The following is a 23064-nucleotide window of genomic DNA, read 5'->3' on the forward strand; positions in this document are numbered from 1 at the left end:
AACCGGCCACATTTTTGATATTCATTTTAACTAACTACGATTGAACATTATTTGTCTATACACAAGTCTACATCCTGTTTATAAGCACAGAATTAGGAACACTTTCAGTTTAGTTGCCATGTATACTGGATACACTGCTTTCACGACATCTTAAACAACCAGATACACAGACATTTATTTCCTGAGAAATAAACAATATCTTCGACGTCACGATTCCTTATCACTCACGATGGAGGCATTCCACATGACAGAACCACATTACATAAAAGAGTCAAAAATAAAATGTAAATTGGCTGGAATGGACCCAGACAAAGTAGCAAAACCAAAAAAATTTCTATGCGAAGTAGCTTTTGAAGAGAAATTGACTTTCTATCGCGAAATTTTATCAGTGGTCCGCTTCTTTTCTAACAAGCTTCTTGATTCTTTAAAAGGAACACCTATTCTTGTAGTCGTTTCTGATGCAGATGGTTACTTGATTGACGTAACTGGAGACGAAACAATTAAAGCAGCTATTGAACAATTTGGGATTGTTGCAGGCAGTCAATTTTCTCAAGAAGATACAGGTACAAACGTCGTGACACTCTCTTTGGAACAAAAACACCCTGTTAGCATTATCGGCGACCAGCATTACCATTCTGTTCTACACGATGTGGCATGTTATGGAACGGCTTTTCATGTAAAAGGCGAGACGAAACTACTTGGCAGTATTTCTATTATGACACCTCTTCCATTTCAGAACCCATTATTATTAACAATGCTAGCACTAACTGTTGATTCGATTGAAAGAGAGCTTTTGCTTCGAAAACAAAATAAAAAACTCGATATATTAAATCAAATCCTCCTAACACGAACAAAAAACGGAATTATCATTACAGATGAATATGGAGTTGTAACAACATCCAACCTATTCGCAGAACAAATCTTAAACCAAAAGGAATCTTTACTTGGGCTTCCTATACATCAATTTCATTTAGTCGGTCACTATTTTAAAGCAGTACTTGAACAGGAAAAAATTATTACAGATGAAGAGATACCTTTCCTAAACGCAGAAGAAAATACTGTTGTCTGTTTGTTTGATGCCTATCCTATTTTTGAAAACACGCGCTTAATTGGGGCTTATGGACAGTTCAGAGATATTACTGAACGGTACTTACTGGAGGAGAAATATAACTATTTAGCGTTTCATGATGAGTTAACAAATTTACCTAACAGGCGCTTCATCAACAAGGAACTATCTGCTTTTATTGAAGAACATAAAGCATTTAGAAAAGGTAATGAATTAGCTTTATTGTTCATTGATCTTGATCGCTTTAAGATCATAAATGATAATTTTAGTCATTCATATGGAGACGAGCTCTTGATCGAAGTAAGCAAACGCTTAGCTGGGTGCTTAGGAAAAAAAGATATACTTGGCAGAATGGGTGGCGATGAGTTTGTCATGTTACTGCGAGATTTTGAAGACGCAACTGATATAGCTAATAAAGCCGATACGATTATTAAGCTTTTCCAAGAACCCTTTTATGTACATGACGAAAAAATTTACACAACAGCGAGTATAGGAATTGCAATATATCCCGATCACCCTATACCTAAAGAAAAATTTCTTATTTATGCGGATAATGCCATGTATCAAGCGAAGTCTCTTGGGAAAAATCGCTATGCTCTTCATTCCACAGATACGTTAACTGATCTGATGGGTGACTCTATACTTGAGATGGACATGCGAAGAGCACTTGAACAAAACGAATTTATTCTGTATTATCAGCCTCAACTTCATAGTTGTACGCAAGAGATCGTTGGGTTGGAAGCGTTAATTCGTTGGCAGCATCCGACACTCGGCCATCTCGCACCTAATCGTTTCATTTCGTTAGCTGAGGAAAACGGGTACATTACAAAAATTGGTGAGTGGGTTATCGCTGAAGTATGTAAACAGAACAAAAAGTGGCAGGACGACGGTTTGAAACACATCCAAGTCCATGTCAACCTCTCTTCACAACAGTTCAATAAAACGAACCTCGTACAATTCATCGAACAAACATTAGAAGAAACTGGGCTAAAGTCTCAATACTTAGGCGTTGAAATTACAGAATATATAGCTATGGAAGACGAATCCTCCATTAACGTTGTAAGAAAGCTAAAAGAGATCGGTATCGCGATTAGTATTGATGATTTTGGGATAGGACACAATTCGCTTCATTACCTCAAACATCTTCCAATCGATTTCATTAAAATTGACCGGTCATTCATTGCAGATATGATGAAGGATCAACATAACGCCATCATTGTACAAACAATCATAGACTTGTCACACAATTTAGGAATGGAAGTCATCGCTGAAGGTGTGGAAACTTTGGATCAATTAGAGTTTTTAAAAGACCACAACTGTACAATTGTGCAAGGTTTTTTTCTCTACAAACCACTTCCAGCTAAAGAAATTAGGAAATTATTACAGGTAGAGTAAATATATAACCGATAAAAACAGACTGTATACTCGAATAAGAGTATACAATCTGTTCGGCTTTCTGTATGATTTGCCACATAAACAAGTCAACTATTTACGCTAATTGCACAATCACAATGGAAGCACTGATGACTGGAATGTCTGGTGAAATTTCATTGTCTAATACCGTTTGGCCATCTAGATTTCTTACAGTAAGAACATCACCAGCGGTTAACGTCACAATTTGCTGTCCTACATATGGTTGGTTACCCGCAGTTGTCCCATAGGCTGTCCCATCAATTTGCGATACGCCGTTGAATAACGCAAATGCAGATGTCCCAGTACGAGGAGTAACTTCATACGTGATTAAATACGTTCCTGTTTCATTAATTGTGATTTCAGCAGCACCTGGTGTATGTGTGACAAATCCTGGAGGCGTGATATTACCGTTTGTATCATATGTTACAGCGTCACCTTCTTCAAGCGTCTGTAGTGTTGTGTCATAAATATAAGCTGCACCAAGCACACCTCCTGGAGGACCCGCTGGACCTTCTGGGCCTGCTGGACCCGCTGGACCTTGTGGGCCTGCCGGACCCGCTGGACCTTGTGGACCTTCAGGACCTTGTGGGCCTGCTGGACCCGCTGGACCTTGTGGACCTTCAGGACCTTGTGGGCCTGCTGGACCCGCTGGACCTTGTGGACCTTCAGGACCTTGTGGGCCTCGTTGACCTGGCGGGCAAGCTCTACATGGATTAAAACAAGAATCAACTGGAGTAGCTTGCACACATCGAATAGGTTTATAGTGATATCTCATTCAATTCACCTCCTTCTCTACTCTTTCTTACTATATTCAATGAAAGGTGTGTCGCTTGTACAAACGTAATAGGTGATAACGGAAATTGCGAAATTACCTCTCTCACCATGTACTGACTTTTAAATAATTTATTATCAGCAAAAAAATACGACCAAGAACTTAGCAGTTAAGTTCTGGTCGTTTTGTACTTCATTATTGATTCTCTAATGTATTCTCTGCCATGGAAGATAAACTTTGAGCATTCCGGCTGATTTCTTGAACAGTTGCTGAAATTTCTTCGATTGCTGCCGCTTGATTGGAAGATACTTCATTAATCGTTGAGAATGATTTGTTTAACGCATCTACAGCAGAAGTAATTCGTTGGATAACTTGATCAATTTGCGAAACATTCTCTTTTGAATTGGTTGCGAGTTTACGGATTTCGTCAGCTACTACTGAAAATCCTTTACCTTGTTCACCAGCCCTTGCTGCTTCTATCGCAGCATTCAGCCCAAGGAGATTGCTTTGATCAGATATTCCTTTAACAACCGAAGAGATGTTTCCAATTTCATCAGTTCCTGTCATTACTTCTGCGATTATTTCATTTGCATCGACTACTTGATCTGCTAAATTAGTAACAGAATTTGCAATGTCATCGAGAGAAGCAGCGGTTTCCTCAACAATTGCAGATAAGCTATCGGCAACCATGAACAATTCATTAGATTTTTGAAGACTTGTCCCTATTCCTACTCCACCGACAATATTGCCGTGATCATCGTGAAGGGGAATGGCCCGAGCAATCAATGGAAATCCAAAAAGCTCTTTGGGCACCATGGCGACTTTGTCACTATTTTCTCTTAGAGCTTCTGTTATAATATCTCCCGGCGCTAACGGATCACCTACAGACACATCCAATGCAAACGTTTCCCCTGGTATATTTAACAACAATTGTTTTGTATCGTAAATCCCTATTGTAATATCATCTTGTATTAAGCGATTTAAATAAGGTGCTATCTTTATGAAAGCATCTAAAATCTCAACATTCGTCGCTGTATCATGCTTCGTCAATTGTCTGTACCCCCTACTTCAATATGGAAAGGTTCGTTGTCCAAAATTTAATGATATCCATTTCATTGTAGTAAACTCATCCAAACTCCATTGCCCATTTAGCCGTCCAATTCCAGATTGGTTTTCTCCTCCAAACGCAACAATGGGCTCGTCATTTATCGTTACATCATTGATGTGAATCATACCCGTATGAATTTTCTTAGCCATTTCAACACCTTTTTCAAGATTGCTCGTATGGATCGCTCCACTCAATCCGAAACGTGTATTATTCGCAATGTTAACTGCTTCTTGTTCCGTTTCAAATTGCATGACGCACACAACTGGTCCAAATAACTCTTCCTGAGCTACCGTCATATCCGGTGTAACATCTCCTATAATTGTTGGCGCAACCAAGTTACCAGTAATGGAACCATCTAATATAATAGAAGCCCCTTCTTCAATACTTTTATCAATGTACGACTTCAATGTGGATGCCTGTCGCTTATTTACAACTGGTCCAATAATGGTGTCAGCCTCTTTCGGATCACCGACCTTTAGGGATGAAACCTTTTCTTTATATTTCTTGATAAATTCCTCATATACATCTTTATGGACAACAATCCGATTTGCAGACATACAAATTTGTCCCTGATGCGTGAACCTGCTGAAAGTGGCCGCATTTACAGCATAATTAATATCTGCATCCGCCATAATGATGAATGCACTATTTCCACCTAATTCCAACAAAGGTTTTTTGAAATTTTTCATAGCAACTTGACCAATATGTCGTCCAATTTGAGTAGATCCAGTAAACGATATTATTCGAGGTATCGGATGCTCAATGAAAGCATCACCGATTTCTTTAATATCTGTTACGACAACATTTAATAGCCCAGAAGGCAATCCAGCCTCTTCAAAAATCTTAGCTATTAGTGTCCCACCAGTGACAGGTGTTTCTTCATGTGGTTTAAGGACAACGCCATTCCCCGCACCTAAAGCAGGTGCAACAGATTTCATGGATAGGAAAAAAGGAAAATTAAATGGACTTATGACACCCACAACTCCAACCGGTACACGGTACAATCTATTTTCCTTATGATCTTCTGTCGAAGGCAATATCTTCCCTTCCATTCTTAGCGGGAACGTAGCTGCCTCTTTAATCATGTTCTTGACTAGGCCAATCTCAAAAGCCGCTTTAAGTCTAGTTGCGCCTAATTCTTGAATAATTATCTCTGTAATTTCCTCTTCGTGCTGTTCAATATAAGCGACCGCATTTTCTAAAATGGTACGCTTCTTATAGGCATTTACGTGCGCCCATTCTTTCTGACTACGAAATGACGCATTATAAGCTTGGTCGACATCCTCTATTGTCCCGATCTTCATACTTGCAAGTTCTTCACCCGAGTATGGATCAACATTTACAAGCTTATTACGACTTCCTCCATCTCTCCAGGAGCCATTAATGTACTGTTTACTTAATGTTTGTATCGTTAACATGACTTTCCCCCTAAAACACAAATTGGTTATTAGCATACAATATTACTATCGGAAAAATTTACCGTATTCTTTAGTTCTATACTAATGTGTTTTTATTCTAAATAATTAAAACAAAAAGACGCCTTCATTGACGTCTTTTTATCCTTTGTTGCACATATTCAAATTAACGATAGTAGACAATTCATTCACGTTGCTCCAACTCTTCAATTAATACCTTCATTTCTTCAATTTCTTTCTTCTGCGCTTCAATAATTTTGTCCGCTAAATCTTTCACACGTGGATCTGATATCTTTGCGCGTTCGCTCGTTAAAATGGCAATTGAATGATGCGGAATCATCGCTTTCATCCAAGATGTATCTTCAATAGTCGCCTGACTGCGGACTAAATACAATGACAAAGCAAAAATGATTACACTTACGCCTAAAATTCCAACATTCAACTTTTTATTCGCATACATTTTCCACATGAATGCCATCATAATCATTGCCATTGTAGCTCCCATCAGCAAAGCCATATACAGTCGTGTTTCACTGAAGAATACATGGTCGAGTGCATATGTGTTCAAATACATCAATCCAAACATGATAACTGTGGATGTCACAATCATCATCGCAAACCTTCCGTAACTTTTCATACTGTAGATCTCCTTTCATGAAATGATTGAGTTCCTGTCTCCTCTACCCCCTAAATATGCAGAAAGTCTGCACGTACCTAAAATTCATCTCATGACTTAGCTCATCGGTAATTGACTGCACAACCGACTACACAAAACAATAATCATTCATATGTCGGTCGAAGCATTATTTCATTTAAATAATCCTGGTTGAAATAAACGATAACTACTAGCGACGTTAACAATACAAGATGAATACCTATGACAATTAACTGCGCTTTATGCGTGCGGAAACGTCTTGACAGTACATAAATTATAGGGAATGCCAGCAAGACACTACATGCAATCGTCGTGAACTGTAAATGATCAAGATACATATAAACGTAAACAAGTGGAGAAAGATTTTGTACTTGTTGAGCAAGGAACGGAAAAAGAATGCATAAAACGGCAAACACATTCATTACTGTTGTGACAGATACAATCGCTGTATAAAGAAAGCGGCTTTTGCTCATAGTAGACTCCTCCTAGTTTTTAAAATAGTATTATAGTAGTCAGACGCGCAATGACTCTTTTTGTTACAAATTCTTAGCTAGCTTCTCAAATCACAAAAATTTACTCGTACTAATACAACTAATACTTGTTAATGTATAAGGAAATGATTAATATGCAACAAATTTGAAGACCGTTCACATTCCAACCTTTCTTTCTATGAAACCTTGTACATGTAATAAACAAAACAAAGCTGGGACAAAACTCTAAATATCCATTCCTCTGCGCTCCAAAAGACACGCTTTCTGCGGGGCGCGCTCGAGCCAATCGATCAACGAAGAGTTCGATTGGCTCCCACATGCCGTTCTACGTGACGATTTTCCCTGTAGGACTCAACATTCGCGCTAAATCCTTCAGGACAATGAATAGACTTCGTCGAATAAGCATCGAACGAAGGTAATGCATCAGCATTTTCGAGGAGTCGGTCTCTTTCCCCTCCGATCCACTCATGAAAATGAAAAAGAAACATTATAAAAGCATAAAAATGCATGTTGGCGAATTTTGCCTTCATGCATTTTTTTATGTTTTATCCGAGCCTCTTTACTTCAATATTATTATATCGCGCGTTTTTTGCTTGCAAAAGAGATCGAAATTCAGTTGACCATAAGGTGAAATTATTATGACGTTTTGTTCAACTCCTTTATGGAAATATTACTTAATATCTTTCAAATAAACCCCATAGCTTTTCCATATTTTAAAGTCTAGTTTTTCGTAGAACTCCACTAAGATTGTCCAGTCAATGATAATTGTTTCGATATTTCTTTCTTGAATATATGTCATTGCTGCTTGAACAATTGCTAATCCATAGCCTTTTTTTTGTTCATTTGCATCTATTCCTAATGGACCAATCCCAGCAATTTCTCGGGTAAAAAGCGGACTCCAATAAACGTTTTGTGCAATTGATGGCGAGTGGGAATCATTAATTCTACAAAATCCGATAATCTGATCCTTCTTTTTAAGGACGACGAACTCTCGGCCATCCCCGTTCATTTCAAAGTATTTAATGGCTTCATATTCCCATCTTCCCGGGAAACACCTTTCTAAGAATGAAATGAATTCTGCTTCCTCTTCTCTTTTTAGTATTGAAAAGGTAACAGAATCAATCTCTGGGAAAGGATACTTTTTGTCCAAATGGTTTATTAAATCATAGGTGTCTAATTTTTTAACATAACCATTTTTCTCTGCCCATTTTTGTGCATCTTGATATTGTTCTGGAATGCCTGAGAAATAATGAAAAGGATCACCAGCCAATTGCATGGTCACAACTCCTTTTTCCTTTAATCCTGTTTCTGCACGTTCAAGTAACTCTGTTCCAATTCCTTTTCCACGGTGGTCACGATCTACTAAAAGCACTTGAATCCAACCTTTTTTGTCATCCATTTTAACATCGATTTCTTCTTTCCAGTGTTTAGCGATAACGAAGCCGATGACATGGTCTTGTTCATCTACAGCGATATGTGAATCTTCATAGGAAACGTTTTTATCATTAAAACTATTTTGCTCAAATAACTCTTTACGCATTGGAAAGTCTTCGGCCAATTCCTTATTCCACAACTCAACTAGCTCGTCCAAGCGATCATGATTCCAAGATAGTATCTTCATATGAATCCTCCATTAGATAAATAATCTTTCTTTGTGTATTTTATTTACCAAACGTTTCTTCCATTCGTTTTATCGGATCATCAACCATACCTGTCCCCCATCGAACGACTTGATTAGCCTTTAGAAGCTCCTGATTTAGCTCCTCGTAATTGACATCTTGTACAGTTGTTTCATGCTGAATAGCAAGAGCTGCAGCCACACCTGCCGACTGGCCTAGAATCATGAAGATGGGTTCCATTCGAATGGATCCATACGCAATATGAGAGCTTGATAAGCAAACCGGGACAAGTAAATTGGTACATTCCGTAGCTTTTGGACGAATGGATCGATATGAAATTTCATAAGGGCCAATGGGAACTTGAACATCCCCCTCATTCACACATCGGCCATCAATGACGACGCGTCTGCAATTATGAGAATCCATATGGAACGATGCCAAACCGATTGAATCGTCAACAAAAGTTTGTTGCAGGCAATTACGGTCCGTCATGACATAATCAGAAATCATTCGTCTACTTTCACGAATATACAACTGATGTGGCCAGTTTCCCGTTTTTATAAACTCGTCTTTCGGCAATCCCCACTCATTCACTTCCTGACGTATTGCATCTGGAACGCGCGAATCATTCGCTAAAAAGTACAACATTCCCATATCATAATTTACATGATCTTGAAAGATTTCCTCACGTCTTTGGTAACTTCCTTCCGGCCAATCGTAATTCATCCCGATATGATCTGTTGAAATCGCTCCATAGTTATTTAAATCTGACTTGCCATTCGGCAACATCGTATGAAGTTTCATGGCATCCCAAACTCCAGATTGAATATAGCGCAGTAAAAGTCCGTATCGTTTGTCATCATAATGAGCTGGTTTTGGGAAAGGTAACTTATTCTCTGGATCTTTTGTCAAGCAAATGCGGAAATTATACGCTTGAATCCGATGATCTCCTTGCCCTTGATAGCCCAATTGTTCACGATCATCTTCTGTAATCCCTGGCAAAACGCCACTTTTCGGTTGTCCTTCAACAACATAAGGGTCAATCCATTTTTCGAATTTATGATGCGGCGCACCAAACTGAATGCCATTATATATTTCCTGATATGTTGCATTGGATTCGCGTCCAACAAAATAAGAAACACCTGACTTGGCGAGTAAATCACCTTCATAACTACAATCCATAAAGATTTTCCCACTATATCGGGCTCCGTTTTCCATGACAATTTCAGTAATCTGCTTATTTTCTACCGTTACTTCCGCTAAATGTTGGTTCAAATATACTGGAATATCATATATTCTCATCCATTGATTGAACACAAATTGAGCTGCTTTAGGTTCGAATGTCCATTGCTTTTCTTTGTGATAATACTTTGCAATTTCTTGATAAAATTCACGCGAAAGACCACCAACTGCATCTTCCGCACCAAGATCTGTCGCACCCAATCCACTGGCAGTCATCCCACCAATATTTTTGCTAAACTCCACTATTGCAACCGTTATACCCATCCGTTTTGCTTGAACAGCTGCCGTTAACCCTGCTGGTGTACCGCCGTAAATAATAAGCTCTTTTTCAATTAAAGTTTGATTGTCCACCTTTTGGGTGGGTACGTAATAATGTAGATTGCTAATACCCATTTATAGACCTCCGCTTACCTTTCTTGTATTAATGTTCTACCTCTAATGTCCATGCTTCTGCATGAATTCCAGCTACCTCTTTTAGATAATAAAAATAAATTAACATCATTTCTTTCGTTGTAAATGATGTTAAGTTATCTTTTGTTTGAATCGCTAATAATGATTCTGTCTCCGTTAAATCCCACTCAGCTAAACGTTTATAAACTTCACGTAAGTACAATGGAATTTGAGGATAGTTTATCCGGTCTTGTACTTTTTCCGGGTCAACAAGCCGTGCTGGAAATAGGGGAGCATTCCACTTCGTGTGCTGTGAAATAAGTTTTTCCAGTTCGATAAACATTTGTTGAAATGCCTCTTTGTCTTCATTCAGTACGTTAAAGTATTCTTTGACAACGACCTTGTATTCTTCGCCCCAGGCAATTCTAGCGTATAAATAATTATTGAGATGGTGAATCCATTTCCATGGATAGTTTTCCTCTATTTCAGGATGTTTTCGTTTTTGATGCGTCGGTACAATTAAATTTAAAACGCCTTGTATATTCAATTTTTTGTAATCATGTAAATCCTGCTGAATTCTTGTCAGTAATGGAGGGAACAGTTCGGATAACATAAAATGATCACTATAATATTCTAGAACAGTTAATGATCGGCCTTTTTTAATGGCTTCCTTATTCCAATCCTGCAATGTTTCATATGCTCTCTTTTGTTTAGGTTCGTTGGAGTCAATTGAGGTTGAATAATCCCTTCCCCAAAAGGCATACAATACATCGACATGGTACGAGGATTCCATTTGCTCTTTTCTTTCTAACATATTCCAAGACAAACCTGCATTGTAGACAATGTATTCCACACCTACTTGTGATTTGTTCTTCTGGAGAGCTTCTTTCAATTTTTCGGTAAATCGAATATATGTCGGTAAAAACTCGCTTCCATTTTTCTCATCAATTCCGATATCCTCTGGCCATAAAGAGACTCTCGTAATCACTTCATTTTCCATACAGATGTCTACTATTTTTTGAATAACCTTATCTTGAAGCTTCGTATTTTCAGCAAAAAACTTCAATTTATCGTTCTGTTTAAGTTCACTATCACTTGTTTTTTCTTGTATTTCATTTAGTAAAAAGCTTAAGCTATGTCCACCTAAAGTTACATGAACATTCCGTTTTCTCAACGTAGAGGACACGTATGATTTGATGTCATTCCATAAAAAGAATGTGAAAAAGTATTCATTTTGACCATTCTTCACACCCCAATCAATAAGAGCGTTAATATAATTAGGATCATTAATGGTTTCGATAATATTACCTCGCCTAGCAAACATCGGCTCATGAATATACAGTTGTTCATGTGTAGGTATATCTTTATCCACAATGCGTTCTTCATCCAAACGAGTCCACTCATAGCCAAAACGAATTCTACAATACATATAAACGCCATATAGAATCGAACGTGCCTCATTACCGATAATCCACACATCATTGCTAGACTTAAACAACGCAAATCCATCATCGTTAATTGTGATTATTTTTTTATCTTTACAAGTGGCATGATATTCATTTGTTGTGATCAAGTGAATTTTTCTATTACTATTTTCAATATGACTGGACGACCTTCCGGAATCTGTTATCGTACATTCATATCCAGCATTGCGCATCAACCTTCTTAACTCTTCAACAGCAAACAAAGTTGTTTCATGCTGATTCCAATAAATAATTTCGTCCATGATTCTCAGCACCTTTTCCAATAGATGTTTTTTATTTACTATTCGCCCTATCGCAAAGCAAAGAACAGAAAAAAGCACTATCGTTTCCTATCAAAATTGATAATCACTAGTGCCTTATTTATCGGTAATTATAAGTGAATCGTCTTATTCAACTTACTTGATTCGTATCCCGCCAGTGAAACCTCTAATGACTTCAACCCGTCATAACCCGTGATTGACGGTTCTCTTCCCTCTTTCACACAGTTAACAAAATCTTGTATCAATCCAAAGTCCATATCATTTCCCCAAAAAACATTCTCCAATGATTTTTTATCATTGGTAAACATTCTAAAGTGTTCTTGAAATACATCCACTTTCACAGTTTGCTTTGTTCCAATGACTTCAATTGTTGCATCACCCCATGATGGGTATTCTGTAAAACGAGACCAGCTTGCATCATGCGAAGCGACTACTCCATTTGCGAATTCAAAAGTCAAAAGTCCCGCATCATCAATATCTATTCCATGAAAATATGAATCGACAATCGCTTCCACTTCGGAGATTTCTTCATTTAAATACCAGCGCATAATATCTACCATATGCACTGTATGATCTAAGACAGCACCACCACCTGATTGGTCCTCATCGATAAACCAACCACCCGGATTTTGTCCGCGATTTGTCGTCCGAAAGGCAATAATTTCACCTAGCTCATCGTTATCAATCATTTCTTTTAGTTGCTGAATGGGTGAACTGAATCTTACTGGATAAGCAATTTGCAAAATCACATTGTGATCTTTACATGCTTGAATCATTTTTTGTGCATCTGCAAGATTCGTCGCAATTGGTTTTTCACATAAGATGTGCTTTTTAGCTTTCGCTGCATGCAAAACCATTTCTTTGTGACGATTGTTTTCACTACAAACAATGACAGCATCCATGTCTAATGCTAGAAATCCAGCTTGGTCACTATAATGTGTTGTATGATACGTTTCGGCCGCTTCTATTCCTCTATCGATATCGTCATCAAAAATGCCTACTAATTCAACGTTTTGTAATTTAGTTAATGCGTTAGCATAACTATATGCGTGCATATGTGCGAAACTCATTATCCCAATCTTCATGAATAGACACCTCCATCGATAAGCCTGCTAAAATCATTCAATCGGTCAATAAGTTCCTGATCTACTTTCTGTGCACATGCTAAAATAGCGTCAACTGAATAAGCTAATGGTTGGGCCGGCTTTCTTGTTGACTGAATGGATACCATCTGATCACTATCAAACTCGATTATTTTTTTTATCCCACTCCACTCAAGTTCGATGCGCTCCCGATCACTTACCGTGTATTCGATATGGGCCATCGTTCCTCCACCAAAGTTCATCAAAATAATCGTATGGGATGGTGTAACAGATTGGTCTGTTTGTTTTACGCGGATATCTTGTGGCTTGCCAAATAATGATGACAAGGTATATAAATCACCAGTGAGTAACGAGTGATTACGATCATGCTGTACAGTTCGCCTAAAACGGAAAACACCTTTTGGTTGATCTTCTTTACTAATTATTTCTTTCACCTTTTGATAAAACGGATAGCTTTCCAAATCAAAATAAATGTGTAATCCTAACGATTTATGGCTTTCTAATAGGCTAGTTGCCGGAATATAAACGTTTTCTGGATTACGAACTACAGCATTACTATTTTCTTCTGTCAAAGTTGAGAAATATGTAATTTCATCATTGTTTTTCTTCAATAATTGTTCTACTGATTCTACTACTCGGATATTTTCTGCTGTTGCGCTAAAGTCGAGTTTCTCCAAGCCGCCAAGTATAATTTTCATCATTGTTGCAAGCCTCCTAATTCAATAGGTTTCTTAAACGATTAACCGCCTCTGCATTCGCTTTTTTTGCATCGTCATGCCCCTCATACTCTATCGATAACCAACCGTCGTAATGAATGTTTTTTAAACCTTCTACAATATAATTCAGATCGACTTCACCATCACCAGGTATTACACCGATTAGTTCCAAACCATCTGTTGATAAAAACCCACGAACAGATTCGTTTGCCGTTTTTGCACGAAAGTCTTTAAAATGAACATGCACAATATCGTTTTTTAGCTGCTCAAACGCCTTTGTCGGCTTTTCATGAACAAGCAAAAAGTTTCCTGTGTCAAATGTTGATTTTACATACGGACTATTCACTGCATCAATAATCTCTTTTACTTGTCTACTCTTACCAGCCAATAATCCGTGATTTTCAATCGCTAAATATACTTGCTCTTTTTCAGCAGTTCGTGCACATTCTTTTAAACTTTCAATAATCCAAGCGAATCCTTTTTCAAAGGTTAAGTCTTCCTTGGCATCTCCAGAAAATATACGAACAATATTTGTGCCCAGTTTTTTTGCCACTTGAATTGCATTCACAACGGCAGTTACTTCTTCAGCGCGTTCTTCCCTTGTTTCTTTTACAAAGCTATTCATAATGTCATAGGCAGACACGCGTAAGTTATATTTTTTTAAAGCAACTCTTACTCGGTCCAGTTCTTCAGTTATATCTGCTTTGTTTTCCCAGTACACATCGAGTAGCTCTACACCATCAATTGCAATCATACTTGCATAGTCAATAAATTGTTCAACCGACCAGTGTTCTTTTTTTATTGTTGTTGCTAAACTATACATACTCACACTAATTTTCATAATATCCCCCCACTCGTGCTTGATAGAATTTCAATCTTTGTAGAACTCTTTAGGCCACTCAAGTTCAAAGCCCTCTGCTCTTAGCTTCGTTTGAAATTCCATTAACAACTGACTATTTTCACGAACTTCTCTTGGTTTTGCCTTCGCTTTCATACAAAAAGAAACTAATGCCCCACAAGCTTCTCCAATATTCCACTCTGTTGGATGAAGTCGATAGCAGCCATTTGTGATATGTGTTGTCCCTATGTTTTTACAACCTGCCAATAAATTATCTGTATCCTTCGGGATTAGCGCACCTAATGGAATATGGTATGGTAAGGCATCAACATCAAAATACGTTCTCCCTGTCATACTCGGATGTAAATCAATACTATAGGACCCGATTCCAATCCGATCCTCGTATAACTTGCCTGTTTTTCCATCATTAAATTCAGGGGAAACATCTTGTTCCACAATTGTATATTCTGCTTTGATTCGCCTTGACTCTCTTATATAAGCAGCTTTTGCCAAGCCATCTTCCGTTTCGAATAAATCTTTACGCAGTTTTAACCCCGGGTATCCTTTGCCACCATCGGGTCGTGGGGCGTCGGTTTGTAGCCAGTAGAGAAGGGATAAGCTAAGCTGTTTAGCTTGGTAAATATTTCTTTCTTTTTCTTCTTCTGTGACATCATAAATATTTCCTAAAAAGTAGTCACTTTGTGGCCAATTCATTAAACTTACATCACCCGTATAAACAGGAGTTGTAAATTGTTTTCTATCAAAGCTACGTCGGTATTCCCAGAGTGGAAACCCCTGCTCTTCACGAAATAGCGTATACTCTCTTTTCTCTTTCGTGATCGGGTGTGGAGCGAAGAAACTCAAATATTTTTCAGGCCATATGTCCGGATGAAACTCTTTCCAAAATGAGTACATCTCCGGCTCAGGGATTGTGTGATCTTCTCCTTCTCTATATTCCATTCCAAGTACATAAGTAAATGCTTGAATATCATTCGGATCCGAGATTTCTAATGCATGTATCTCTTTTGTAACAGACTTCGCTTCTGCACCCGTTACAAATTCGATATTGGCGAGTGGCAATAGGTCCCCGGCCTCCGTAGCATCGATGAAATACGGAGCAGCCAGCTTACCTAATTTTCCTGTCAGTGTATTTTGATAGGTTACGTTCATCACTGTTCTACAAGTTCTTTCAACCGATGTAACAATTGTATTCAACTGAATCGTTAGCTGATTTGTTAAGACGTACGGCAAAAGCATTTCTTTTAATACATGTAAGCTAACTCTTGGATCATGGCAAATCTTACTCACTAAACCGTTCCCCGGATTAAATGCTGTGTTCTGAACCGTGACATCCATTGCTCGCAAATACGTTTCGCGTACTTTACTACGATATTCCCGGTATCTCCGTGTTGAGCCGAACTCTTCAATCCATTGATGTTCATCTGGTGGTACCCCTTGTGAAGTGACTTGACCACCAATCCAATCAGTTTCTTCCGTCAACACGACATTTAATCCATTAGCACAAGCCGATAATGCTGCTGCGCAACCGCCTAGACCAGCACCTATAATGACAAGATCTTTTTTCAACGTATCCATTTACAAATACACTTCTTTGCCTGTTTTTGCTGATTCATAGACAGCGTTTAGCATTTTCATAATTTGCACGCCGTCAGCAACAGGTGCTATCGTTTCTTTTCCTTCTATACAACAGTCAACGAAATGATTGATTTCATTCGTAAAGGCTTTCTCAAAATCAAAACTAAGATTATCAATTTGCGGCGTAATGTTTAGAATGGTATTATTTTTTTCTGTCACCATCGCTAATTGTGGCTCGATTTCTGCTCCCCCTTTTTCCCCAAATAATTTAGCGTATAATTCGTCTTCTTTAGCATGTAGCGTAAAACTAACATCTACAAATAAAGAAGCGCCATTGTCAAAACGAATGAGGGCATTTGCTAGATCTTCGACATTATTTAATGCCGCGTCATAGTCAGCCGCTTGATAGAATGATAAGTTTTTTATATTGCTTCGGTTGCCCAGCTTTGAGTAAGTATTTCCACTCACTGAGACAGGGCGCGGTTTGCCCATCAAATACCAGCATATGTCAATCATATGAACGCCTAAATCGATAAGCGGCCCTCCGCCTGATTTTGACTGATCACTAAACCAACCTCCAGGATTGCCAAGCCTTCTGATACAGGAAGCCTTAGCATAATACATCTCCCCGAAATCACCTGAATCGATAAATTGTTTTAGTATTTTCGTATTATCTCCATGCCTTCTGACAAATCCAACCTGTAGAATTTTACCCGTTCTCTTGACTGCCTCTTCAACAGCTAAGGCTTGTTCGACAGTCATACTCAATGGCTTTTCAACCAAAACATGTTTTCCTGCTTCCAATGAAGCGATAGCAATCTCTGCATGGGTATTATTCCATGTACAAATACTAACGGCATCGATTTCCGGATTCTCTAATAAGTCTTCATAGTTGCTATACAATCCACTTACACCATACAGTTCGCCTGCTATCGCTAGACGTTCTGCATTTTTATCACATAATGCTACCAACTCTACTCCAACGTTTTCTACGTATGGCTTAATGTGAAACGCTGATATAGAACCTCCCCCTATAACTCCAACCTTTAACATTTGTAAACCCTCCTTTTAATTCACTAATGATACTTTATAAAATTCAGAATGAGCGATTACATGTGTAATCGAATTTATAAGATAGACACCGTGATATTTGTCCGACTTATCGCTGTAGGCACCACACGTGTTATAGTTAGAGTTCTAAACGTCAACATATATAGTTAATAATTTTTGTTAATGATTTTTTATTCATCAAATCATCGTATGCAGTAGGTACATCATTAAAATCGACCTCATCCATAAGGAAGGGTAGTACATGGATACGTTTCTCGCTTACTAGCCGTAAATATTCCGCTACGTTTCTACCTTCCGTCCATCGTACGTAGCCATATGGGTAATCGATAGCTTGCTTTTCATATACCGGATCATAGCGTCCTGGACCACCGGCTCTGGAAATAAGGATTTGTGCTTCCTTTGCAAACATCAATTGGCGAGGGAAATCCGGTTCAATGTCTCCCACAATTACCACTTTCCCCTGCTTACGAATCCATTCTAAGCTTTGGCTTGTTAGCGAGGAGCGCTTGCCACCTGCACATAATAGAACGGCATCTACTCCATTGCTTTGCGTACATTTCTTTATTTCTGCTTCCATCTCCGACATCGTTGAAAATGAACGAATTCCCATTTCTCCATTGACCATTGCGGCTCGTTCTGATTGAACGTCGAAAGCAATTACATCATATGCGGCTGCGGCAGCAATTTTAGCAATCATTTGACCTAGTAATCCTAAACCAACGACTACAACCGTTTCGCCAAAACCAAGCTTTGCAACTCTAAGTGCATGAATCGCAATCGCGCCAATCCCTGCTAATGCGGCTTCCTTTGGCTCTACTTTAGCTGGGACCTTCGCACACAATGTTGTCGGGACTAATAAAAACTCCGAATGACCAACATAGGGTGCTCCGTAACACGCGACAATATCACCTATTTGGAATGTCTCTACATCTTCCCCGCACTCTTCAACAATTCCTACTGCACTATAACCTAATGATATTTCACTATCCTTACTTATTCCGACTAAGCTAAGTTCCGTCCCAGGTGAAATCACAGAATGTAATGTTTTCACCAATACGTAGGAATGTTCGATAGTTGGCTTAGCAATCTCGATAATATGGACTTTTTGATGACTCGTAACAATAGATTTCATTTGATTTGCTCCTTACTCTTTGAACCATTTGGCCAAGTTCTCTTTCACGAATGCATCATCATGTAAATGTGGATATTCGTCATAGACACGGTCTATTTCTTCCAATTGATTTGGACTCAGTTTTTCCTTTTCCAGTAGACACCAACGCCCCTTTAAAAGTCCTTGTCTTGACAGCACCTCGTTGATACCTGCAATGCTACCTGTAAATTGATTGCTTGGGTCGAAAAATGCAGCATTCGCATCTGTTATTTCTTGTCCCAATGTTAAGAGCTCGCTTGGAATCTGCCCTGTTCCTCGAATGTCTTTTATTGTATTAAAAATATCCACTGTTGTTTTCGTCCACACTGACCAATGTCCAAGTAAACCGCCTACAATCTGTTTCTCTACCTGTTCACCGTTTACAGTAATTCGATAGGTTGTTAACAAGTCATTGATGATATTGTCATCATTTCCTGTATAAATTGCGATTTCTTCATTTCTTTCAGAGTGACAAACCGCACGGACGACGTCAAAAGTTTGATAGCGATTAAAAGGTGCTATTTTTATGCCATGAACATTCGGGATATTCGCAAGTTTTCTCCAAAAGTCATACGAAAGTATTCGGCCACCAACTGCCGTTTGTAAATAGAATCCAAAAACCGGGATAATCTCTGCAATTTTTTCAGTCCTATGTAGCAACTCTTCCTCGGTAACGTTTTGTAACCCACCCATACTCAACAATCCAATGTCATAACCAATTGATTTGATAAACTTCGCTTCTTCAATAGCCTGCTCTACTGGTCCACAAATTCCACCGATCTTAATAAATGAATTTGGAACCTGTGCTTTCTTCATCTCTTCAATCGCAATCGTTAAAACCTTTTCGAATAAATTGAACTGTGGATCACGTATTTCAAACTGTGTTGTGTGGACGCCAACAGCAATCCCGCCTACTCCTGCATCAATATAATAACGAGTAAGTGCTCGTTGACCGGCTTCGTCAAGCTGGCGATCTTCTGTTAGCGCTAAAGGGTGAGCCGGTATAACTGCCCCTTTGTGTAAACTTTCTTTAACCGCAGGATTCAACATTTAAAACTCTCCTTTGCGCTCTTGAAAATGAGTTGGCTTATTAAGCGTTTCTCCTTTGTTAACCAACCATTCTGCTGTCATATCAATCATTTGTTGTAGTGGTACCTTTGGATAGCCAAATAATTGATGTGCTTTAGAGGAGTTATTTAATAATGCTGTCGACTGTTCTTCATTGATAAACTCTGCTTCTTTGTCAAATCGTTTTCCAAATTCCTTTGCCAACCAGCGAACTGAGATCGTCTCTGGCCCAGTCACATTCAATATTTTAGGAGGATTCTCGCAATGCAATAAAGATCTTACAGCATATTCGTTGGCATCTCCTTGCCATATAACATTGACACTCCCCATTGTTAGATCAATGGCCGTACCTTCGAACACATGCTTAGCGATTTCAAGTAATACTCCGTACCTCAAGTCTATTGCGTAATTCAAACGTAAGATGAGCATTGGTGTGTCATTCGTTCGTGAAAAGTTTGTCAGAACACGCTCTCTTCCCAAACACGATTGTGCATACTCTCCAATCGGACTTGCCGGTGTATCTTCAGAACAATTACCATTCACAACATTTGTGAGTGGATACACATTCCCAGAAGAAAATGCAACTATTCGAGAGTTCTTAAATTTGTCTGCGATTCTACCAGGTAAATAAGCATTCATTGCCCATGTGAAATGTTCGTTGCCAGCAGTACCAAATTTATTACCCGCCATAAAAATTACGTTTTTAACATCTGGTAGTGATTGCAATTGTTCGTCTTTTAACAAATCGACTGCAATCGTTTCAATGCCAAATTCCTCTAACTCGTTTTTTAAATTCTCTGATGAAAATCGAGAAACACCAATTACCTTTTTGTCCAAGCCAGCTTGATCTATGGCACGTTTCGTCATTTTCGCTAGCGTTGGCCCCATTTTTCCTCCCACACCCAAAATGATAATATCCCCGTCTACTAATTTTAAATCTTCAATCAACTCTAGTGATGGCGCTGTCATAAAATCGTCTAGTTCTGTAAGCGTCTTCATTTTACCACTCCTATTTATTATTTCTGCTTTTAGCTAGCAACCTAAATATTTCAACTTTCACTCTTTTTAATTGTATGTACACGTTCATTAAAAGACAAGTCTTTATGTGGTCTTTTAATAGATTAGAACAATAACAATGTTTCACTTTATATTGCCTTGTTTTTGACAGACTACCTATTAAAAAGTATTATGAACTAAATATTATATTAAAGGACATGATTTCAAAGATTCATATGACTAAAATGGTGAATGGGGATGAATTTATGCAAAAAGATCATTTAATTTCAGATAGATCAGAAATAAATATCGGGATAATAGGTCCAGAAGCGCTTGTCAATCAAACACGTGAAACCTTAAAAAACTTTCCTAATTTCAAACCCGTTTTCCGTGTAATCAATCCCGATAGTCTACTTATTGATATCACAAGGGAACTAATGGATGTTGTTGAAGTTCTAATGTTCACCGAATATCATTCATACAATATCGTCAAACAAGCAGTGGACTTTATAATACCTGTGCACCATATGCCGATTATGGGCACCGGATTATATAGATCGTTATTTATTATTAAAAATGGATATAGCTTAAAATCCTTGTCCATTGATACAGTTGAAGTTAAGTATGTTGAACAAATTTTAATAGAGCTTGAAGAAGATAATTGCGAACTGATTACTTATAAAAACCCTTCGGCAAATACGATAATTGAAGAAGTCGTTCAGTTTCATGTGGACAATCATCAAAAAAACAATTCAATTGCACTTACAGGAATTCAAGAAGTTTCTAAACATCTATCCGCTAGAGGCATCCCCAATGAATGGGTAACTCCGACTCAGCAAGATTTGACTATTTCATTAGAAAGAGCTTTGTTAGCAACGACTACACGAAGAAACAAAGAATCTCAAATTGTTTTCGGCCTCATTAACATTGATAATTTTAAAGGAGTCACAGTAAATTATTCTTCTGAGCATGATGTTCAATTATTTAAATTAAGTATCCAACAAATGCTTCTGGATTATATTAAACAGCTTGATGGGTATCTACTCAATTTAGGTGGCGAAGAATATACATTCATTACAACTCGTGGCATATTTGAACGTGAAACGAGAGGGTATAAATTTATCCCTTTACTGCAGGATGTCAAAAGTGAACTTGGCATTACAATAAGTCTGGGTGTTGGCTTTGGTCGTACTGCTGCCGAGGCAGGCAATCACGCTCGTTTAGCACTTCGACAATCCAAAGAGTTAGGTGGCAACGTTTGTTATATCGTACGTGAAGATCGTAGTGTTTTGGGACCTGTCGATGTAATGACTAACAAACAATACGAAAGATATAATTTAGTAATTACCGATCCACAACTACTAGAAAAAGCTGCAAAAGCAGGTATGTCTGCATCCTACATGACAAAGCTAATGGCACGCGTTTCTAGACATAAAAAAATTGAGTACACAGGTCAAGAATTAGCGTCCACACTCAATATAACGATAAGGAGTGCTAATAGAATCCTACTAAAATGGACGGATGCCGAATTGGTAACGATTATCGGTGAAGAGAAAGTATCGCATAAAGGAAGACCCCGCCGTATTTACCGACTAAGTTTTTTAGATGAAGAGTATAGTTAACTTACAGATGCCGATAGGGGTTGTTACCTTCGGCTTTTTTATATACACTTTATTCTCTTTGTTTGTTATAAGATGACTGTTTTTCCAGATAAGCTGCTTTCGTTGCACGCTTCAACAAAACGGATAATCTCTTTTGTTTCATTTAAAGGAACTTTGGGAATACCATCTTGAAAAAAATCCAATACCTGTTCTAACAAACTGGCATAATATGGTTTTTCGTTTAAACTAATATCTATATACTCGGTACCTAGCTCAAAATGTATTAATACACCAAACTGATTATTCCCTACTCGATTGCCTCTAATGGTCCCAATACGACCGTCTTTCCAGACGCCCGTAATTACGTCATGCTCTGGATTCGTGATGGTCTTTATCGACTTTGAACCGCTACCTAATACAGTGAACAGCATTTCGACCATATGAATGCCATACCAAAAAAATCCTTGCTTACTATCTTGAATCTCCATTGGCCCAAAACAATCTGCACCTATAATTTTTCCCTTATTCGTATTACGAATAGCTTTTGTTAAATTCTCAGCATAGCGTAGCGCTGATGTACTCATAATCGCTGTTTCATATTTTGCAGCTAGTTGTATCATGTCATTTGCCACTTTCGAACTTATACTAAAAGGTTTATCTATAAATATTGGTTTTTTGAACGCAACTACTTTTTGTAATTGCTCATGATGAACTGCGCCATCTACGGATTCTAAAAAAATAGCATCACTTACATGGGCAACTTGTTCAATCGTATCCACAATTTCTACTTCAAACTGGCTCCTAAGCTCTTGTGTAAAGGCCTCCACACGAGAGATGCTCAGTTCAAAATGAGGTGATCCACCAGGAAAAGCAATTACTACTTCTCCCCCCGGCACATGATATCTTTCGTTTGGATTATTTAATAGTCTCGTAAAAGCAACTACATGTGATGTATCGAGCCCTATTATACCGAGCTTCAAACTCTCCCACTCCTTTACTGTGCACCTAAA

General features: G+C 38.3%; 19 protein-coding genes. 2 read left to right on the plus strand and 17 right to left on the minus strand.

The window, feature by feature from the left end; all coding sequences use genetic code 11:
• The first annotated feature begins 244 nt into the window (after window positions 1–244).
• A complete protein-coding gene (locus ACVHUV_RS15500) occupies window positions 245–2461 on the plus strand; it encodes an EAL domain-containing protein (protein ID WP_462085200.1) in 2217 nt (738 codons plus the stop codon).
• Window positions 2462–2555: 94 nt separating this feature from the next.
• Here the strand turns inward: ACVHUV_RS15500 and ACVHUV_RS15505 are convergent, their stop codons facing one another.
• The 16 genes from ACVHUV_RS15505 to ACVHUV_RS15580 all read right to left on the minus strand — a co-directional run bounded on the left by ACVHUV_RS15505 (window position 2556) and on the right by ACVHUV_RS15580 (window position 20456).
• Entirely contained in the window at window positions 2556–3254 is a 699-nt protein-coding gene (locus ACVHUV_RS15505; protein WP_462085201.1) for a hypothetical protein, read from the minus strand.
• A gap of 192 nt (window positions 3255–3446) precedes the next feature.
• A complete protein-coding gene (locus ACVHUV_RS15510; protein ID WP_462085202.1) occupies window positions 3447–4301 on the minus strand; it encodes a methyl-accepting chemotaxis protein in 855 nt (284 codons plus the stop codon).
• Between the two features lie 18 nt (window positions 4302–4319).
• Window positions 4320–5777 (minus strand): aldehyde dehydrogenase family protein, encoded by a 1458-nt coding sequence (locus tag ACVHUV_RS15515; protein WP_462085203.1) that lies wholly within the window; start codon window positions 5775–5777, stop codon window positions 4320–4322.
• Window positions 5778–5958: 181 nt separating this feature from the next.
• Complete coding sequence (locus tag ACVHUV_RS15520) at window positions 5959–6411, minus strand: DUF305 domain-containing protein (protein ID WP_462085204.1); 453 nt, start codon at window positions 6409–6411, stop codon at window positions 5959–5961.
• Window positions 6412–6554: 143 nt separating this feature from the next.
• Window positions 6555–6902 carry a hypothetical protein gene (locus tag ACVHUV_RS15525; RefSeq protein WP_462085205.1) on the minus strand — a complete coding sequence of 116 codons (348 nt, stop codon included), beginning with the start codon at window positions 6900–6902 and terminating at the stop codon, window positions 6555–6557.
• 688 nt (window positions 6903–7590) lie between these two features.
• Window positions 7591–8541 carry a GNAT family N-acetyltransferase gene (locus tag ACVHUV_RS15530; protein ID WP_462085206.1) on the minus strand — a complete coding sequence of 317 codons (951 nt, stop codon included), beginning with the start codon at window positions 8539–8541 and terminating at the stop codon, window positions 7591–7593.
• A 40-nt stretch (window positions 8542–8581) separates the two neighbouring features.
• Window positions 8582–10174, minus strand: a complete 1593-nt coding sequence (locus tag ACVHUV_RS15535) for an FAD-dependent oxidoreductase (RefSeq protein WP_462085207.1) — start codon at window positions 10172–10174, stop codon at window positions 8582–8584.
• 28 nt (window positions 10175–10202) lie between these two features.
• Window positions 10203–11975: an alpha-glucuronidase family glycosyl hydrolase gene (locus ACVHUV_RS15540; RefSeq protein ID WP_462085208.1), complete on the minus strand. Its 1773-nt coding sequence runs from the start codon at window positions 11973–11975 to the stop codon at window positions 10203–10205.
• Window positions 11976–12025: 50 nt separating this feature from the next.
• Window positions 12026–13000 carry a Gfo/Idh/MocA family protein gene (locus tag ACVHUV_RS15545; protein ID WP_462085209.1) on the minus strand — a complete coding sequence of 325 codons (975 nt, stop codon included), beginning with the start codon at window positions 12998–13000 and terminating at the stop codon, window positions 12026–12028.
• Window positions 12997–13719, minus strand: coding sequence for a hypothetical protein (locus ACVHUV_RS15550; RefSeq protein WP_317942310.1), 723 nt, complete (start codon window positions 13717–13719; stop codon window positions 12997–12999). The genes ACVHUV_RS15545 and ACVHUV_RS15550 overlap by 4 nt, the downstream gene beginning before the upstream one ends.
• A 13-nt stretch (window positions 13720–13732) precedes the next feature.
• Entirely contained in the window at window positions 13733–14575 is an 843-nt protein-coding gene (locus ACVHUV_RS15555; RefSeq protein ID WP_462085210.1) for a sugar phosphate isomerase/epimerase family protein, read from the minus strand.
• Window positions 14576–14605: 30 nt separating this feature from the next.
• Complete coding sequence (locus ACVHUV_RS15560) at window positions 14606–16168, minus strand: FAD-dependent oxidoreductase (RefSeq protein WP_462085211.1); 1563 nt, start codon at window positions 16166–16168, stop codon at window positions 14606–14608.
• On the minus strand, window positions 16169–17221 hold the full coding sequence (locus tag ACVHUV_RS15565; protein ID WP_317942313.1) for a Gfo/Idh/MocA family protein: 1053 nt from the start codon (window positions 17219–17221) through the stop codon (window positions 16169–16171).
• A 151-nt stretch (window positions 17222–17372) separates the two neighbouring features.
• Window positions 17373–18371: a zinc-dependent alcohol dehydrogenase gene (locus tag ACVHUV_RS15570; RefSeq protein ID WP_462085212.1), complete on the minus strand. Its 999-nt coding sequence runs from the start codon at window positions 18369–18371 to the stop codon at window positions 17373–17375.
• A gap of 12 nt (window positions 18372–18383) precedes the next feature.
• Window positions 18384–19439 (minus strand): dihydrodipicolinate synthase family protein, encoded by a 1056-nt coding sequence (locus tag ACVHUV_RS15575; protein WP_462085213.1) that lies wholly within the window; start codon window positions 19437–19439, stop codon window positions 18384–18386.
• Window positions 19440–20456 carry an NAD-dependent epimerase/dehydratase family protein gene (locus tag ACVHUV_RS15580; protein WP_462085214.1) on the minus strand — a complete coding sequence of 339 codons (1017 nt, stop codon included), beginning with the start codon at window positions 20454–20456 and terminating at the stop codon, window positions 19440–19442. It lies immediately after the preceding gene.
• Between the two features lie 263 nt (window positions 20457–20719).
• On the opposite strand from ACVHUV_RS15580, the gene ACVHUV_RS15585 reads away from it, so the two are divergent.
• Window positions 20720–22075, plus strand: a complete 1356-nt coding sequence (locus tag ACVHUV_RS15585; protein WP_462085215.1) for a GGDEF domain-containing protein — start codon at window positions 20720–20722, stop codon at window positions 22073–22075.
• 65 nt (window positions 22076–22140) lie between these two features.
• On the opposite strand, the gene ACVHUV_RS15590 is transcribed toward ACVHUV_RS15585, so the two are convergent.
• Window positions 22141–23034 (minus strand): Gfo/Idh/MocA family oxidoreductase, encoded by an 894-nt coding sequence (locus ACVHUV_RS15590; RefSeq protein ID WP_462085216.1) that lies wholly within the window; start codon window positions 23032–23034, stop codon window positions 22141–22143.
• Between the last annotated feature and the right edge of the window lie 30 nt (window positions 23035–23064).

The organism is Sporosarcina saromensis (assembly GCF_054901285.1).